This is a genomic window from Polaromonas sp. 39-63-25 (genome assembly GCF_002278925.1).
Taxonomy (GTDB): domain Bacteria; phylum Pseudomonadota; class Gammaproteobacteria; order Burkholderiales; family Burkholderiaceae_C; genus Polaromonas.
Map to the genome: position 1 here is coordinate 18,140 of NZ_NCJH01000024.1, position 16,177 is coordinate 34,316.

19 protein-coding genes are annotated in these 16,177 nt (G+C 66.3%); 9 read left to right on the plus strand and 10 right to left on the minus strand.

Annotation, left to right across the window (positions count from 1 at the left end):
* Window positions 1–4: 4 nt before the first annotated feature.
* Both B7X65_RS20615 and B7X65_RS20620 read right to left on the minus strand, forming a co-directional pair.
* Entirely contained in the window at window positions 5–664 is a 660-nt protein-coding gene (locus B7X65_RS20615; RefSeq protein WP_293596148.1) for a response regulator transcription factor, read from the minus strand.
* A gap of 4 nt (window positions 665–668) precedes the next feature.
* Window positions 669–1,874 (minus strand): PAS domain-containing sensor histidine kinase, encoded by a 1,206-nt coding sequence (locus tag B7X65_RS20620; RefSeq protein ID WP_293596149.1) that lies wholly within the window; start codon window positions 1,872–1,874, stop codon window positions 669–671.
* A 201-nt stretch (window positions 1,875–2,075) separates the two neighbouring features.
* Here B7X65_RS20620 and B7X65_RS20625 point away from each other — a divergent pair, with 201 nt between their 5' ends.
* The 8 genes from B7X65_RS20625 (at window position 2,076) to B7X65_RS20660 (ending at window position 9,675) form a co-directional block, all read left to right on the plus strand.
* Window positions 2,076–2,624, plus strand: coding sequence for a hypothetical protein (locus B7X65_RS20625; RefSeq protein WP_293596150.1), 549 nt, complete (start codon window positions 2,076–2,078; stop codon window positions 2,622–2,624).
* Entirely contained in the window at window positions 2,624–3,913 is a 1,290-nt protein-coding gene (locus B7X65_RS20630; RefSeq protein ID WP_293596151.1) for an MFS transporter, read from the plus strand. Before B7X65_RS20625 ends, B7X65_RS20630 begins: the two co-directional genes overlap by 1 nt.
* Window positions 3,910–4,353 (plus strand): PTS sugar transporter subunit IIA, encoded by a 444-nt coding sequence (locus B7X65_RS20635; RefSeq protein WP_096671163.1) that lies wholly within the window; start codon window positions 3,910–3,912, stop codon window positions 4,351–4,353. The genes B7X65_RS20630 and B7X65_RS20635 overlap by 4 nt, the downstream gene beginning before the upstream one ends.
* Window positions 4,322–4,591, plus strand: coding sequence for an HPr family phosphocarrier protein (locus B7X65_RS20640; protein ID WP_293596152.1), 270 nt, complete (start codon window positions 4,322–4,324; stop codon window positions 4,589–4,591). The genes B7X65_RS20635 and B7X65_RS20640 overlap by 32 nt, the downstream gene beginning before the upstream one ends.
* A gap of 146 nt (window positions 4,592–4,737) precedes the next feature.
* Complete coding sequence (gene ptsP / locus B7X65_RS20645) at window positions 4,738–6,510, plus strand: phosphoenolpyruvate--protein phosphotransferase (RefSeq protein WP_293596153.1); 1,773 nt, start codon at window positions 4,738–4,740, stop codon at window positions 6,508–6,510.
* Window positions 6,511–7,166: 656 nt separating this feature from the next.
* Window positions 7,167–7,631: a Spy/CpxP family protein refolding chaperone gene (locus B7X65_RS20650; protein ID WP_293596154.1), complete on the plus strand. Its 465-nt coding sequence runs from the start codon at window positions 7,167–7,169 to the stop codon at window positions 7,629–7,631.
* Between the two features lie 44 nt (window positions 7,632–7,675).
* A complete protein-coding gene (locus B7X65_RS20655) occupies window positions 7,676–8,365 on the plus strand; it encodes a response regulator transcription factor (RefSeq protein WP_293596155.1) in 690 nt (229 codons plus the stop codon).
* On the plus strand, window positions 8,362–9,675 hold the full coding sequence (locus B7X65_RS20660; RefSeq protein ID WP_293596156.1) for a HAMP domain-containing sensor histidine kinase: 1,314 nt from the start codon (window positions 8,362–8,364) through the stop codon (window positions 9,673–9,675). Before B7X65_RS20655 ends, B7X65_RS20660 begins: the two co-directional genes overlap by 4 nt.
* A 32-nt stretch (window positions 9,676–9,707) precedes the next feature.
* On the opposite strand, the gene B7X65_RS20665 is transcribed toward B7X65_RS20660, so the two are convergent.
* The 8 genes from B7X65_RS20665 to B7X65_RS20700 form a co-directional block, all read right to left on the minus strand.
* The gene (locus tag B7X65_RS20665; RefSeq protein WP_293596157.1) at window positions 9,708–10,547 is read right to left on the minus strand and encodes a DMT family transporter; all 840 of its coding nucleotides are present in this window, start codon (window positions 10,545–10,547) and stop codon (window positions 9,708–9,710) included.
* 81 nt (window positions 10,548–10,628) lie between these two features.
* Window positions 10,629–11,318: an AraC family transcriptional regulator gene (locus tag B7X65_RS20670; RefSeq protein WP_293596158.1), complete on the minus strand. Its 690-nt coding sequence runs from the start codon at window positions 11,316–11,318 to the stop codon at window positions 10,629–10,631.
* A 1-nt stretch (window position 11,319) separates the two neighbouring features.
* The gene (lipA, locus tag B7X65_RS20675; RefSeq protein WP_293596159.1) at window positions 11,320–12,324 is read right to left on the minus strand and encodes a lipoyl synthase; all 1,005 of its coding nucleotides are present in this window, start codon (window positions 12,322–12,324) and stop codon (window positions 11,320–11,322) included.
* Window positions 12,325–12,350: 26 nt separating this feature from the next.
* Entirely contained in the window at window positions 12,351–13,058 is a 708-nt protein-coding gene (lipB, locus tag B7X65_RS20680; protein ID WP_293596196.1) for a lipoyl(octanoyl) transferase LipB, read from the minus strand.
* Window positions 13,059–13,082: 24 nt separating this feature from the next.
* The gene (locus tag B7X65_RS20685) at window positions 13,083–13,385 is read right to left on the minus strand and encodes a DUF493 family protein (RefSeq protein WP_293596160.1); all 303 of its coding nucleotides are present in this window, start codon (window positions 13,383–13,385) and stop codon (window positions 13,083–13,085) included.
* Window positions 13,382–14,299, minus strand: coding sequence for a D-amino acid aminotransferase (locus B7X65_RS20690; RefSeq protein WP_293596161.1), 918 nt, complete (start codon window positions 14,297–14,299; stop codon window positions 13,382–13,384). Before B7X65_RS20690 ends, B7X65_RS20685 begins: the two co-directional genes overlap by 4 nt.
* A gap of 54 nt (window positions 14,300–14,353) precedes the next feature.
* Window positions 14,354–14,926 (minus strand): DUF2062 domain-containing protein, encoded by a 573-nt coding sequence (locus tag B7X65_RS20695; protein ID WP_293596162.1) that lies wholly within the window; start codon window positions 14,924–14,926, stop codon window positions 14,354–14,356.
* 64 nt (window positions 14,927–14,990) lie between these two features.
* Window positions 14,991–15,425 (minus strand): CopD family protein, encoded by a 435-nt coding sequence (locus tag B7X65_RS20700; protein ID WP_293596163.1) that lies wholly within the window; start codon window positions 15,423–15,425, stop codon window positions 14,991–14,993.
* Between the two features lie 239 nt (window positions 15,426–15,664).
* Between B7X65_RS20700 and B7X65_RS20705 the strand changes: the two genes are divergently transcribed.
* Window positions 15,665–16,174 carry an ATP synthase subunit I gene (locus tag B7X65_RS20705; protein ID WP_293596197.1) on the plus strand — a complete coding sequence of 170 codons (510 nt, stop codon included), beginning with the start codon at window positions 15,665–15,667 and terminating at the stop codon, window positions 16,172–16,174.
* The last annotated feature ends 3 nt before the right edge of the window (window positions 16,175–16,177 follow it).

The window sequence follows — 16,177 nt, forward strand, 5'->3', positions numbered from 1 at the left end:
CGGCTCAGGCGCCGGCAGGCGTGTTGGCGTGGCGCTCGGCATAGAGCGCGAGTTCCACATCGTTTTTGGTGCCGGTTTTTTCGAGGATGCGCAGGCGGTAGGTGCTGACGGTGTTGGACGCCAGGCCCAGCTGCGTGCCGATCTCGCCGACGGACTTGCCCGCCGTGAGCAGGCGGAACACCTGGTGTTCGCGGTGCGACAGGGCTTCGGCGCCGCTGCGCCCGCCGCTGCCGCCGACGGCACTGGCCAGCGCTTCGGCCGTGACGGCTGAAACATACATGCCGCCGTTGGCTACCTTGCGCACCGCGGCAATCATGTCGTCGGGGTTCGCGCTTTTGTTCAGGTAACCGGCCGCGCCCAGCTTGATGCAGCGCACCGCGTATTGTTTTTCGGGGTAGGTGCTGAGCATCAGCACCGGCAGTTGCGGCCAGGCTTTTTTCAGGGCCTGCAGCACGTCCATGCCGTCGCGGCCCGGCAGCGCGATGTCGAGCAGCACGGCAGCCAGCCCGGCGTGGCCGCCCAGCGCGTCGACCTTCTCGAGGATGTCGGGGCCGGTCTCGGCTTCGGCCACCACGGTGATCTCGGGGGCGTCGGCCAGCACCTGTTTCAGACCTTCGCGCACGATGCGGTGGTCGTCGCCGATCAGGATGTTCAATGGCGTCATGATGCTATGGTTTTGGGAGCTGGATGCGCAGGTGGAACAAGGACCCGAGGCCGATTTGGCTTGAAATCTCCAGGCTGCCGCCAAGATGGCGGGCGCGTTCGCGCATGCCCATCACGCCGTAAGCATTGGCCGCTTCAAAGGCTGCGGCGGCTGCGCCCTTGCCGTTGTCCTGCACGCGGATGCTGATCTCGCTGGCCGTGGCCAGGAGGGTGATGGCGATGTGGCTGGCCTGCGCGTGGCGGCCGACGTTGCTGAGCATTTCCTGGAAGATGCGGAAAATCGCCATGGCCGAAGGCTCGGGCAGCGGCACGGCGCGTTCCACGTCCATCTGCCAGTCGAGTTCGAGTTCAGCCGACTGCACGAACTCGTGCGCCTGCCAGTCCAGCGCGGCCCACAGGCCCTGGTGGTCCAGGATGCTGGGGCGCAGGTCGGTGATGATGCGGCCCACGTTGTCCACCGCGGCCTCGATCAGCCGGCCCATGTTCTGGCACTTGCTGCGCATGGTGTCGCGCATGGCCTGAGCCGCCACGGGTTCCCGCTGCTGCTGCTCGCCCAGGCGTTTGTCCAGCCAGCCGACGTCCATCTTCAGCGCCACCAGCAGGCTGCCGAGCTCGTCGTGCACCTCGCGCGCGATGCGGGTGCGCTCTTCCTCGCGCACGGTGTGGGTGTAGGCCGAGAGTTCGCGCAGTTGCTGCAGCGCCTCGGACAGCGCCTGGGTACGCTCACTGACGCGCTGCTCCAGCACGTCGTTGGCGTGGCGCAAGGCTTCCTCGGCCCGCTTGCGTGCCGAGATGTCGACAAAGGTGACCACCGCGCCCTGCACCACGCCGCCATCGACGATGGGGTAGGACGAGTATTCAACCGCAAACGCGCTGCCGTCGCGGCGCCAGAACAGCTCGGTGTCGATGCGGCAGGGCAGCGCCATGCGGAAGGCGTTGAAGATGGGGCACAGGTGCTCGGGGTAGTGCGCGCCGTCGGCATGGCTGTGGTGCGCCAGCTCGTGCATGTTTTTACCGAGGACTTCGGCGGGCGCAAAGCCAAGCTGCTCGGCGCCGGCGCGGTTGATGAAGGTGCAGCAGCCGTCCATGTCGATGCCGAAAATGCCTTCGCCGGTGGATTCCAGCAACTGCGAAAGCTTGTCGCGCCAGACCGGCTGGTCGGCGCCAGGCAGGTGCATGGGTGCGGACAGCGGGGCGGTTTCTGCAAACATGGCAGCTTATGAGCAAACATCGTGCCCAGCTTGGTGCGCGATGCTTCGCAGGGTCGGGCGACCCAGGCGCCAAATCGGTGCGTTACCGGCTTGCAGCGCCGGATTGCCCCAAAAGAGGTTGTTGTGGCGAATCCCTGTAAAGTCAGAGCTCCCCTTCCAGAAAAGACCATGGCGCCGGTTTCCCCTTCCCTGACCCCTTTGATGACCTCTCCTTTGATGGTCCGCGTGACGGCGGCCAGTCTGTTGCTGCTTCTGCTCACGGCGTGTAATCCGGTTTTCAACTGGCGCGAAGTGCGGCCGGACAACACCGCGCTGACCCTGCTGCTGCCCTGCAAACCCGACAAGGCCCAGCGCAGCGTGCCGCTGGGCGGGCGGCCGACCGAGCTGGCCATGCTGGGCTGCGATGCCGGCGACGCCACGTTTGCCGTGGCGGTGGCCACGCTGGACGACGCGGCACAGGCGGCGGCCGTGCTGGCCGGCTGGCAAACCGCCACGCTGGCCAACCTCAAGGCCGCCGGCGGCGGGCAAACCAGCCCGCTGAAGCTGCCCGGCGCGGATCCGCTGCCGCCAGCCGTGTTGGTGCGGGCCAGCGGCCAGCGCGCCAACGGCCGGGCGGTGCAAAGCCAGGCGGCGTATTTTTCACAAGGCCGGCAGGTTTTTCAGGCGGTGATCTACGCCGACAAGATGGACCCCGAGGTGGCCGAAACCTTTTTCTCCAGCCTCCAGCTGGACGCCGGAACCCCCCGCTGATGGGCGCCGTTCGGGACGCCGGGCGCCTGCCGGCCGCAGCTGCCGCGTCTGGCCTCCTGAGCCGGCGCGCCGCCATCGTGGTGTTTCTGGCGTTTGCAGCGGCCTACTTCTGTTCGACGCTGGTGCGGGCCATCACGGCCACGCTGTCGCCGGTGCTCACGCAGGAGTTTTCCTTGCATGCGCGCGACCTGGGGCTGCTGGCCGGCGGTTACTTCCTGGGGTTTGCAGTGACCCAGCTGCCGCTAGGCACCTGGCTGGACCGGCATGGGCCCAAACGTGTGATCCTGTATTTTCTGGGGCTGGCGGTGCTGGCCTGCCTGGCGTTTTCAATGGCGACCAGTTTCAGCGGGCTGCTGCTGGCGCGGATCGGCATGGGCATGGGGGTCAGCGCCTGCCTGATGGCGCCGCTGACCGGTTACCGCCGCTGGTTTGACGCCGGCACCCTGCTGCGCGCCAACTCCTGGATGCTGATGACCGGCTCGCTCGGCATGTTGGCGTCCACCCTGCCGGTGCAGTGGCTGATGCCGCTGACCGGCTGGCGGCCGCTGTTCTGGATTCTGGCGGCGCTGATCTTGTTGTCCATGGTGGCGATTGCCTGGGTGGTCCCGTCATGGAAGGTCGCCTCCGCGGTGGCTTCTCCCTCTGTGTCGCATCAGCAGGCCAGTTACGCCCAGGTCTGGCGCAGCCGCTATTTCCAGAAAATGTCGCCGGTGGCCTTTTTTCACTATGGCGGTGTGATTGCCATGCAGACCCTGTGGGCCGGGCCGTGGATGGTCCGGGTGGCCGGCTACACGCCGCTGCAGGCCGCCACCGGGCTGTTCTGGATCAACGCCTGCATGCTGGTCACCTTCTGGGCCTGGGGGCTGGTCAACCCGTGGCTCGCGCAGCATGGCTGGAGCGCCAACCGCCTGATCACCTGGGGTGTGCCGGTCAGCCTGGTGGTGCTCGCCGTCAATATCGCGGCCGGACCGGCCACCGGCTGGGTGGGCTGGGCGCTGTTTTGCATGAGTTCCAGCGTGCTGGGCCTGGCCCAGCCGGCCGTGGGCATGGCGTTTCCGCAGGCGCTGGCCGGACGCGCGCTGACCGCCTACAACCTCGTGATTTTTGCCGGGGTGTTTGTCATGCAGTGGGGCATCGGCCTGCTGATTGACGTTTTTCAGGCCATGGGGCTGGCCGACGTGGCCAGCTTTCAGGCGGCGCTGGCCGTGTTTTTGTGTTGTTGTCTCGCATCGTATGCCTTCTTCCACGGCGCCAAAGCAGACCCCACCCCCGATAATTCACCGCAATGAACGGCATTCTCATCATCGCCCACGCTCCGCTGGCTTCGGCCCTGCGGCAATGTGTTCTGCATGTTTTTCCCGACAACCCGGCCAGTGTGGCCGCACTGGACGTGCAGCCCAACATGCCGCCCGAAGAAACCCTGGCGCAGGCGCGCATTGTGTTCAAGCAGATGGGCACCTCGCACGCGCTGGTGCTGGCCGACGTGTTTGGCGCCACACCCTGCAATGTGGCGCAGAAGCTGGTCGATGGTGTTCACTCCAAGCTCATCACCGGCGTCAACCTGCCCATGCTGCTGCGCACCGTGTCCTACCGCCACGAGCCGCTGGACGCGCTGGTGGCCCGGGCGGTGATGGGCGGAACGCAGGGCGTGATGCAGGTGGCCATCACCGCACCGCAGAACCAGGTACGCAGAAACCATGATCAAGACCAGCACGACCATCAACAATAAACTGGGCCTGCACGCCCGCGCCTCGGCCAAGCTGACCAAGCTCGCCGGCAGCTTTCCCTGCGAGATCTGGATCGCCAAAGGCGAGCGCCGCGTCAACGCCAAAAGCATCATGGGCGTGATGATGCTGGCCGCCGGCATCGGCAGCACCGTCGATATCGAAACCGATGGGGCTGACGAGCAACAGGCGATGGAAGCGCTGCTGGCCCTGATTCACGACAAGTTCGGCGAAGGAGAGTGACTAGTGCCCCCACGGTCGCTCACTTCGTGTAGCTCCCTGCCCCCCGAGGGGGCCGCCCCGCCTGCGGCCCGGCAAAGCCGGTTCCGCGGCTCGGACTGGCTTTGCACGGCTCGCTGCGCATCGCGGCCGGGTGTGGAGGAAGCGTCGTGACTTTTTCCGTGCATGGCCTGGCTGTCTCGCGCGGGGTGGCGATAGGCCGTGCTGTGCTCGTGGCGTCGAGCCGGGCCGATGTGGCGCACTACTTCATCGACGCCTCCAAGACGATTGAAGAAATCCAGCGTCTGCGCGTGGCACGCGATGCGGTGTCCGAGGAAATCGCCCGGGTGCAGCGCGACCTGCCCAAGGACGCGCCGCACGAACTCTCCGCGCTGCTCGACGTGCACCTGATGCTGCTGCAGGACGAGCAACTGATCAGCGGCGTCAAGCACTGGATCGTCGACCGGCTCTACAACGCCGAATGGGCGCTGACCACGCAGTACGAAATCATCGCGCGGCAGTTCGACGAGATGGAAGACGAGTACCTGCGCGAGCGCAAGGCCGACCTGGAGCAGGTGGTCGAACGCATTCTCGGGTTCATGAAGGGCGTGGCTTCGCCGGTGTTGCCGGCCGCGCAAGCTGCCGCGAACCGCCTGCCGCGCCAGCAGGACCTGCTGCTGGACGACACCATGGACGTGCCGCTGGTGCTGATCGCGCACGACATCGCGCCGGCCGACATGCTGCAGTTCAAGCAAAGCCTGTTTGTCGGCTTTGCGACCGACGTGGGCGGCAAGACCTCGCACACCGCCATCGTGGCGCGCAGCCTGGACATTCCGGCCGTGGTGGGCGCGCGCAGTGCCAGCCAGCTGATCGAGCAGGACGACTGGGTCATCATCGACGGCGACGCCGGCGTGCTCATCGTCGATCCCTCGCCCATCATCCTGGCCGAATACGGCTTCAAGCAGCGCCAGGGCGAACTCGAGCGCCAGCGCCTGAACCGGCTCAAACACACGCCGGCCCTGACGATCGACGGCCAGAAGGTCGAGCTGCTCGCCAACATCGAAATGCCCGACGACACCGCCGGCGCGGTGGACGTGGGTGCGGTCGGCGTGGGCCTGTTCCGCAGCGAATTTCTCTTCATGGGCCGGCCCGGCAACCTGCCCGGCGAGCAGGAGCAGTACCTGGCTTACCGCAAGGCCATCGAAGGCATGCGGGGCCTGCCGGTGACGATTCGCACGGTCGACATCGGCTCGGACAAACCGCTGGACAAGCTCGCGGGGCGGGTGCAGGACGGTCAGCTGAACCCGGCGCTGGGCCTGCGCGCCATCCGCTGGAGCCTGGCCGACCCGCCGATGTTTTTGACGCAGCTGCGCGCCATCCTGCGCGCGGCGGTGCACGGCCAGGTCAACCTGCTGGTGCCGATGCTGGCCCACGGCAGCGAAATCCGCCAGACCCTGTCGCTGATCGACCATGCACGCGCCGAACTCGACAACAAGGGCGTGGCTTACGGGCCGGTGCAGCTGGGCGCCATGATTGAAATACCGGCGGCCGCGCTGACGCTCAAGCTGTTCCTGAAGTACTTTGATTTCCTCTCGATAGGCACCAACGACCTGATCCAGTACACGCTGGCGATCGACCGCGCCGATGAATCCGTCTCGCACCTGTACGACCCCTGCCACCCGGCGGTGCTGCGCCTGATTGCCGACACCATTGCCGAGTGCAACACGCAGGGCAAGGGTGTCAGCATCTGCGGCGAGATGGCCGGCGACACCAGCATGACGCGGCTGCTGCTGGGCCTGGGCCTGCGCAGCTTTTCCATGCATCCCTCGCAGATCCTGGCCGTCAAGCAGCAGGTGCTGCGTGCCGACGCCGGCAAGCTCGCCCCCTGGGCTGCGCAGGTGCTGGCCTGCGAGGACCCGGCGTCCATGTTGCAGTCGATTTAGCTATTGAAATGATAGCTGGCGGCGCCCGACCGCCAAGGGACGCGGCCTTGTTTCCTGTGAATACTTGAGTGTTGGTTTGGCCGGCTGATGCCGAAATGCCGCGACGTTAGAAATCAGATAGGCCGCCAGCCCTTATTGAATAGGCGCCAGCAGCTATTGAATCAATAGCGGATTGAATCGTTCACAGCCACCCTGGCTGTCATCCCGGACTTGATCCGGGATCCATGTTGGACGACCACCACCGTTCGGGCTGAGCTTGTTGAAGCCGTCTTTGCATCCGCTGGTTGTGGTGCGCCAGCAAGCCGGGGGTTGCCCGGCGGCAACTTACTTTCTTTTTGCGTCGCCAAAAAGAAAGTAAGCAAAGAAAAAGGCGACCCGATGGTCTGGGTCCCTTCGCTTCGCTGCGGGCAACCTGTGGTGCTCGACAAAAGCGGGGTCTCGCTCGAACTCGCCTTCGGCTCAGACAATCGCGAGCCCTGATCCGCTTTTGCCTGCGCTCCTCGGCCCAGCCCGACACATCAGTGACGCGCAGCGTGATGCCGCAGTGACTTCAATCCCGAAACAAAGCGAAACACACCGCAACCGGCGTGAAACCCCCCGCGTCACCAGCACGCGCACCATGCAAGTCTTCATCCACTTCTTTGCAAGGTCACCCCATGAAACCCTTTCTCCGCAAAACACTGTTGGGTCTTTTCGGCGGCGCGCTCATCGTCGGCAGTCTGGGCGCGTGTTCACATCGGGGTCCCGGCGGCTGGCAGTCCGGTACCGAGGCTTCGCCGGAATCGCGCGCGCGCATGGTCGAGAAAATCGGCTCCCGGCTGGACCTGGACGCGGCGCAGAAGCAGAAGCTGGCGGTGCTGGCCGACAAGCTGCAGGCCCAGCGCGCGGCGCTGCGTGGTGCCAGCGATCCGCGCGCCGACATGCGCGCCCTGTTCGCCGGCAGCAAGCTGGACCAGGCCGGTGCCAAGAAGCTGATTGACGAAAAAACCGCCGCCCTGCAGGCCGGCAGCCCGGCGGTGATTGCCGTTGCCGCCGACTTCTTCGACAACCTGCGTCCCGAGCAACAGCAGAAGGTGCGCGAGTTCATGGAACGCGGCCGCCGCTGGGGCCGCCATGGTTGAGCCGCCGGACGCGGTGCATCAGGCAACCTTCTTATGATGGCGACATGCCCCGCATCCTGCTGATCGACGACGACGAACACCTGGCCGCACCGCTGGCGACTTACCTGGCGCGTTTCGGCCTGGTGCTCGACAGCGCCCTGCGACCCGGGCAGGGCCTGGCCATGCTGCGTGCCACGACGTACGACGCGGCCATCCTCGACGTCATGCTGCCGGAGATGGACGGCTTTGCGCTGTGCCGCGAGATCCGCAAGGAGAGCGACATTCCGGTGGTGATGCTGACCGCGCGTGGCGACGTGATGGACCGGGTGGTCGGCCTGGAGCTCGGTGCCGACGACTACCTGCCCAAACCTTTTGAGCCGCGCGAGCTGGTGGCGCGCCTGCAGACCATCCTGCGGCGCCAGCGGGTGGCGCCCGCGCCGGCGCGCCAGCCGCGCCGGGTGTTCCAGGATCTGGTGATCGACCTGGAGTCGCGCGAGGTCCTGCGCCAGGGGCAGCCGGTGGACCTGACGGGCACCGAGTTCGAGCTGCTCGCGTTGCTGGCCGCCGAGCCCGGCAAGGTGTTCAGCCGCGACGACATCCTGAACCGGCTGCGCGGCCACGAGGCGGACCTCTACACACGCGCCGTCGACATCGTGGTGAGTCGGCTGCGCAAGAAACTGGAGCCGCTCGACTGCATCAAGACACTGCGCAACGCGGGTTACACGCTGGCCGTGGGCAAGGTTGCGGCGCCATGACACATCCACAGGCCATACCGGCGGCCCGCCGCCGCTGGCGGCATTCGCTGCGGCTGCGGCTGGTGACGGTGTTCCTGCTGCTGGCGCTGGCCATGGCGGCCGTGTTCATGGGCGGCATGCAGCGGATTTTTTCCACCGGCTGGCGTGATGCCGCCCGGCCGCTGGTCGCGGACTACATGGACCGGCTGGTGCAGGAGATCGGCACGCCGCCCGACGTGGCCCGGGCCCATGCGCTGGCCGAACGGCTGCCGATTGCCATCCGCATCGAGGGGCCGCAGGTGAACTGGCAGTCGCACCCGGACCGGCCGGAGCACCGCGAGCGAGCCGGTTTTGGCGGCCGCGTGGGGGACTGGCTCAGCCGCCCCACGGCCGACGGCCACCGCGTGAGTTTTGGCCTGGGCACCGTACCCTGGCAGCGTGGGCCGCACAGCCCGGTTGGCTGGATCACGCTGGCGCTGCTGCTGGCCCTGATTGCGGCGGCCTATGTTTATGTGCGGCGCCTGCTGCGGCCGCTGGACGACATAGGTGCGGGGGCCGAGCGTTTCGGCCACGGCGACTTCGACGCGCCGATCCCGCTGCGCCGGCGCGACGAGCTGGGCGACCTGGCGCAGCGCATCAACACCATGGCGCAGGACATCAAGGGCATGCTGGACGCCAAGCGCGGCCTGCTGCTGGCGCTCAGCCACGAGTTGCGTTCACCGCTGACACGCGCGCGCCTCAATGCCGAGCTGCTGCCCACCAGCGCCGACGGCAGCGCCGCGGGCGAGCGCGAACGCGCCGCGCTGCTGCGCGACCTGAACGAGATGCGCGACCTGATCAGCGACCTGCTCGAAAGTGAACGCCTGGCCAGCCCGCATGCGACGCTGCAGCGCGAGCCGGTGGACCTGGCCGCGCTGGTGCGCGAGGTGGTGGCCGACATGCCCGACGCTGCCGCTGTGACGCTGGACCTGGCCGCGGGCCTGCCCGCGTTGGCGCTGGACCGCACACGCATGCGCCTGCTGCTGCGCAACCTGCTCGACAACGCCCTGCGTTACAGCGCGGAGGCCGACCAGCCGCCGCGCATCACGCTCACCCGCCAGGACGGCGGCGTGCTGCTGGAAGTGCGCGACTTCGGCCCCGGCGTGAGTGCCGAACAGCTGGCCCGCCTGACCGAACCTTTCTACCGCACCGACAGCGCACGCCAGCGCGCCACCGGCGGCGTGGGGCTGGGCATGTATTTGTGCCAGTTGGTGGCGCAGGCGCATGGCAGCCGGCTGCAGGTGGACAACGCCGCGACCGGCCTGCGTGTCCAGTTGCTATTGAAAGAATAGCTGCTGACGCCCGTCCACAAAGGGCTGAGACGCTATTTTGTTCGTGTTCCCAGCACGGCGGCACCAATGATCATGGCCGCCGCCAGGCCGATGCTCCAGCTCAGCGCGCGGCCGCTGACCAGCATCAGCAGCGCGGTCGAGCCCAGCGGTGTGACGTAACTCAGGATGCCGATTTGCCGCGCATCGCCGAGCTTGAGCGCCTTGTCCCAGAGGAAAAACGACGCGCCCAGCGGGCCCAGCCCCATCACCGCGATCAGGGTCCAGTCCCGCCCCGACAGCGCCGCGGACGGCTCCAGTGCCCAGTGGCACAGCAGCGACAGCAGGCCCGAGACCAGGCCGAACAGGCCGATGGCCGCGGTCGGAAAGGCTGGCACGCGTTGGGTCAGCAGCGAATAACTGGCCCAGATGAAGGCCGAGCCCAGCGCCGGCAGGTAACCCCAAGCCCAGCCGCCGCCGGCGCTACCGGTGCGCGCGCCGAGAATGGCGACCGCGGCGCCGGCAAAACCCAGCAGCGCGGCCAGCACATGGGCGGCGCGCAGCTTCACGCCGCGCAGGAACAGCGGCGCCAGCACCACCATGAACAGCGGCCACAGGTAGTTGACGAGGTTGGCTTCGACCGGCGGCGCGTGGCGCAGTGCGATGAATAGCAGGAAATGAAAACCGAACAGGCCATACACGCCCAGCAGCAGCGTGCTGGCCGGAATGCGCCATTGCCGCCTGTCCTTGAGCACAAAGGGCAGCGCAAGCAGGCTGCCGACCAGCAGGGCGACGCCGGTCAGCAGAAAGGGCGGAACGTGGCGCAGCGACACGCCGAGGGAGGCGAGGCTGGCCCACAGGGCGATGGCGCCCAAAGCGTACAGATTGGCTGGCATGGCGCAAGCATAGTCGCGGGCCGCGCACCACATCGTCGCGCACGCCGGATCAACCGTCTCAAAACAACGGCGTGGCTGTTTTCAGTGGGGGCGCAACCGGCGCAGGGCGGCGGTCAGCGCCGAGGGCGACTGGTAGCCGCAGCGCTGCGCGGTCTCGGCCACGCTGAGGCCACCGTCACGCAGCTGCACGGCCAGCGCCAGCCGCTGGCTGCGCAGCCACTGCATCACGCTGAGGCCGGTTTCGTCACGGCAACGTTCGGCAAACCGGGAGGGACTCAGAAACACCTGCTGCGCCAGTTGCGCCACGCTCAGTGCTTCGTGCAGGTGTTGCCGTGTCCAGTGGGTGAGCCGGGCCCAGTCGATGGGCCGCTCGCGCCGCCTGGATGCGGGGCCGGGAACGCGCCACGCGTCCAGCAACAGCAGCGGGCCGTAGTGCTGCGCCAGGCTGGCCGGCTGCGCCAGCGCCTGTGCCAGGTAGTGGGCAAGCGCCAGGGCTTGCGCCGGCCGTGCGGGCTGGACGGGGCACGCGGCCCAGCTTGTCTGGGCGGTGTCCAGCACCAGGCAGCGGCTGCCGCTGCGGGCTTCGAAGTCGTGGCGTTCTCCGGGAGCAATCACGCAGCCCTGACCCGAGCCAATACGCTGGCCGCGGCCCTGGACTTCAAGCTCCAGCACGCCGTCCAGGCCGAGCAGCACCTGGAAGTGCGCATGCGCATGGCTGCCCGGCGAGGCGCCGTACTGGCGCAGCGACAGCGAGCCCTGCGGCGTGGCCATGTCAGACGGCGTCGGACACGCCAGCGGCGTGGGCTTGCTGGTCGGCGTGGTAACTCGAGCGCACCATGGCGCCGACCGCGGCGTGGGTGAAGCCCATCTTGTAGGCCTCGGCTTCGAACATCTTGAAGGTGTCGGGGTGCACGTAGCGGCGCACCGGCAGGTGGCTGGTCGAGGGCGCGAGGTACTGGCCAATCGTCAGCATGTCGATGTTGTGCGCGCGCATGTCGCGCATGACCTGCAGAATTTCTTCATCGGTTTCGCCCAAGCCGACCATGATGCCGCTTTTGGTCGGCACGTCGGGGTGCAGGGCCTTGAATTTCTTCAGCAGGTTCAGCGAGAACTGGTAGTCTGAGCCGGGGCGCGCTTCCTTGTACAGGCGCGGCGCGGTTTCCAGGTTGTGGTTCATCACGTCGGGCGGCGCGGCTTTCAGAATCTCCAGCGCGCGGTCGTCGCGGCCGCGGAAGTCGGGCACCAGGATTTCGATGGTGGTCTGCGGCGACAGCTCGCGGATGCGTGTGATGCAGTCCACAAAATGCTGGCTGCCGCCGTCGCGCAGGTCGTCGCGGTCCACGCTGGTGATCACCACGTACTTGAGCTTGAGCGCGGCAATCGTCTTGGCCAGGTTCTCGGGCTCGTTGACGTCCAGCGGGTCAGGCCGGCCGTGGCCGACGTCGCAGAAGGGGCAACGGCGCGTGCACTTGTCGCCCATGATCATGAAGGTCGCCGTGCCCTTGCCGAAACATTCACCGATGTTGGGGCAGGACGCTTCCTCGCATACCGTCACCAGCTTGTTGCTGCGCAGGATGTCCTTGATTTCGTAAAAGCGCGTGCTCGGGCTGCCGGCCTTGACGCGAATCCACTCGGGCTTCTTGAGCAGCTCGCCCTGCACCACCTTGACCGGGATGCGCGACAGCTTGGCCGCGGCCTTCTGCTTGGCCAGCGGGTTGTAGTCTTCCTGGCTCTGGATATCGCGAACAACAGGATTGACAGCTTCTGGGGTGCTCATGGTGTGCTTCTTTGGAAGGAATGTGGTCAGGGCGCGAGGTAGGTGACGAGCTTGTGGCCCAGCACGTCCGCGGCCTCCTGCCAGCTGGCCGATACCCCGATTGTAGAAAGGTCTGTGGTTTGCAGCCCGGCATACCCACAGGGGTTGATGCGCGAGAAGGGTTCGAGGTCCATCGCCACATTGAGCGCGACGCCATGGTAGGTGCAGTGCCGGCTGACCTTGATGCCCAGCGCGGCGATCTTGCCCAGGCCGCGGAAAGGGTCGGCCGGGTTGAGCGGGCCGCTCAGCGCCGCGTGCGAGGCCGGGTCCGCGAGACGGACATAAATGCCGGGCGAGCCCGTCACGCGGTGCCCGGTCACGCCGAAATGCCTCAGCGTCTTGATGACTGCTTCTTCGATGCGGTAGACATATTCCTTGACGAAATAGCCGGCGCGTTTCAGGTCGATCAGCGGGTAGGCCACCACCTGGCCCGGGCCGTGATACGTGACCTGGCCACCGCGGTCGGTCTGCACCACCGGAATGTCGCCGGGGGCCAGCACATGGTCAGGCTTGCCGGCCAATCCTTGTGTATAGACCGGTGGATGCTCACAAATCCATAGCTGGTCGCGCACGTCCTGATTGGGCTGGAGGCCTGTTTGGCTTGTAACTTCACGGCGGCTGGCGGTGAAGGCCTGCATGGCTGCGTAGGTGGGCGGGTAGTCCACCCGGCCGAGCTGGCGCACATCAAAGGACATGGCAGGCTTTTGCATGCGGGTGCCTTACAGCACCACTTTGACCATGGGGTGGGTTGACAGCGTGCGGTACAGCTCGTCGAGCTGCTCCCTGGAGGTGGCGGTGACGGTGATGGTCACGCCCAGGTATTTGCCGCCCTTGCTTTCGCGCAGCTCGATGGTGGTCGCGTCAAACGCCGGGTCGAACTGATGGGCGACCATGGTGATGGCGTGCACCAGCCCGTCGACCTTTTCGCCCATGACCTTGATCGGAAACAGCGAGGGGTATTCGATCAGCGACTCCTGGCGCGGCGTTTCGCCTGGCGCGGGCGGTTTGGGTGGGGTGTTCATGCCTTCTCCGTCTGCGCCTGTTTGGCGCGCTGGTAGGCCGCGTGCAGCTTCGCGTAAACCGGGCCGGGCTGACCGTTGCCGACGGGCTTGCCGTCGAGCGTGGTGACGGCCAGCACCTCTTTGGTGGCCGACGACAGCAGTAGCTCGTCGGCGGCGAAAACTTCCTCGCGGCTGACCCGGCGCAGTTCAAACGGGATACTGGCATCGCGGCAGATCTCCTCGATCAGGCCGTAACGAATGCCTTCGAGCACCAGGTTGTCCTTGGGCGGGCCCAGTACCTTGCCGCCCTGCACGACCCAGACGTTGCAGGCGGCCGCTTCGCTGAGGAAGCCGTCGCGGAACATCACGGTTTCCACCGCGCCCACGTCGGCGCTGATCTGGCGCGCAAACACCGCGCCCAGCAGGCTGGTGCTCTTGATGTGGGCCTTGCTCCAGCGGAAGTCGTCGGCGGTGACGCAGGCCACGCCGTGCGCGCGCTGCTCGGGCGTCGGGGGCTTCATGGTGTTCGTCATGACAAACACGGTGGGTGTCAGGTCGGGCGGCATCACATGGTCGCGCAGCGCCACGCCGCGGGTGATCTGGATGTAGACCAGCTGGTCGGTTTTTTCCGCCGAGGTGTGCATCTGCAGCGCGTAGTCGGCGACCAACTTGAGCGTGATCTCGCGCCACTGGACGTGGGACAGCGGATTGGCGATGCGCAACTCCGCCAGACTGCGGTCCAGCCGTGCCATGTGCTGGGCAAAGCGGAAGGGCTGACCGGCATACACCGGCACCACCTCGTAGACGCCGTCACCGAAGATGAAGCCGCGGTCCATCACGCTGACCTTGGCGTCCCGCAGCGCGGTGTATTCGCCGTTCAGGTAACACGGTGTGGCGGGCAGGGGCGTGATCGAAGCGGGGCTGGAAGTGCTCATCATGGGATTCAAAAAAAGGTGGGGAGAGGATTGTCGCGCAGGCTGTGTTTGACGCTAGCGGCCATGACGCTGGACACGCCGCTTGAACCAGACGCGAAAGCGCCAGATGAGGTTGACCAGCACATAGCCGCCGGCCGAGCCGGCGACGGCAAAAATGGCCATGCCGAGCACGGCCGGCCAGCCAAAACGCTCCAGCCAGCCCATGACATCGAAGCCGGCGCTGGCTGACGCCGCCTCCAGCGCTGCGCTGCCGGCGGCCACCTCGTGGGGTGCGATGCCCAGGATCAGGCTGCCCAGCTTGTAAGCCAGCCAGAGCCAGAAGCCGACGGTGAACGGGTTCGTGATCAGCGTCACGCCGGCGGCCACCGGGATGTTGCCGCGCCACCAGATGCAGTGGACGGCGGCCACCAGGATCTGGGCGACAGGTAATGCAAACGCCCAGAACAGGCCGATGGCGACGCCGCGGGCCACGGCCTCGTGCTGCACATGCCAGAGCCCGGGTTCGCGCAGGTGATGCGCCACCGGCTTGAGCCACGGGTGGGCTGCCAGCGTTTCGCGGCTGATTCCCTTGGTGAAGCGGTCCGTCCAGGAGGGTGATGGCGTGCTGCGTTTTCTGCGTGTGCTCATGGCCGCGCCCCGACCGGAGGACAGCGTGTTTCGTCCATCGACATCACGCTGGCGGCCCGCACCCTCAGGCCCAGAAAATCACGGCCGCAATGGCCAGGGTGCCGAGCACCAGGTTGCTCATGGCCAGGGTGGCGATCTGGCCGACACGGCGTCCGCCCTCGGGCCAGTCCGCGGCAGCCACGGCCAGTTTCAGGCGCCGGTAGGGGCCAAAATAAAGATGACCGAACAGCGCAAACATCAGCAGGCCGATGCCGAACATCAGGTGCCAGCCCAGCGGCGCGTTTTTCATGCCGACGGCCAGCAGCATGGCCAGGCCGGTAAACAGCAGCAGCGCTATGGCGGGCCAGACCAGCACAAAAAACTTCTGCAAGACGAGTGCGATCAGCGGCAGGCGCTGCGACGGGGGCAGTTGCGCGGCGGCGGCAGGCCGCAGCGCAAAAAGCATGAAGCTGATGCCGCCCAGCCACACGATGGCGGCGGCGATATGGAGGAATTTCATCAGGGCAGGCATGCAAGGGTCTTTCAAAAATGACGCGCTGCAAGAGCGGCAATGACCCGCCAGTGGCGGGGCCTGCAGCGGCCGGGAAGTGGATTGTCGCTTGCAAAACGTCCCCCTGTGGACCGCGCGGCCATGCCTCCCGCCAAAGTTTGGTGCGGGGACTTTCAGGAACGGGCGGGTTTCTACGTATAATCAAGGGCTTTGCTAATAACCGGCCTGTAACCTGCTCGTAATTTGTGATGGTCAAAATGACAGATTCGGTGGTTCTTCCGTTGGCAAAGGCTCCGACTCAGGTAACTGAGGCGGGGGAAGAAAATTTCAAGCCGCTGACGCGCGAAGAAGCGCAGAAGCTGCGCGAAGCCAGTCCTTCGCTGTCGCCCTGGTGGGTGGTGGCCGGGCAACTGGTGGCCGGAGTCCTGGTGGCCTGTGTTGCCTGGGCTTTGACCGGAAGACAAAACGTGGCCTGGTCGGCGTTCTACGGCGCGCTGGCGGTGGTGATCCCTGCGGCGCTTTTTGTGCGCGGGCTGACCAGCAAGGTGTCTTCCATGAATGCGGGCGCTGCGGTGCTCGGGTTCTTTTTGTGGGAAATGGTCAAGATAGGCCTGACGATCGCGATGTTGTTCGCGGCGCCGCGGCTGATTGAAGATTTGAGCTGGCCTGCCATGTTGGCGGGCCTGATAGTGGCGATGAAAGTGTATTGGGGTGTGCTCTGGTTCAAGCCCAGGCGCCCCGGTATCCACCCAACTTAACGA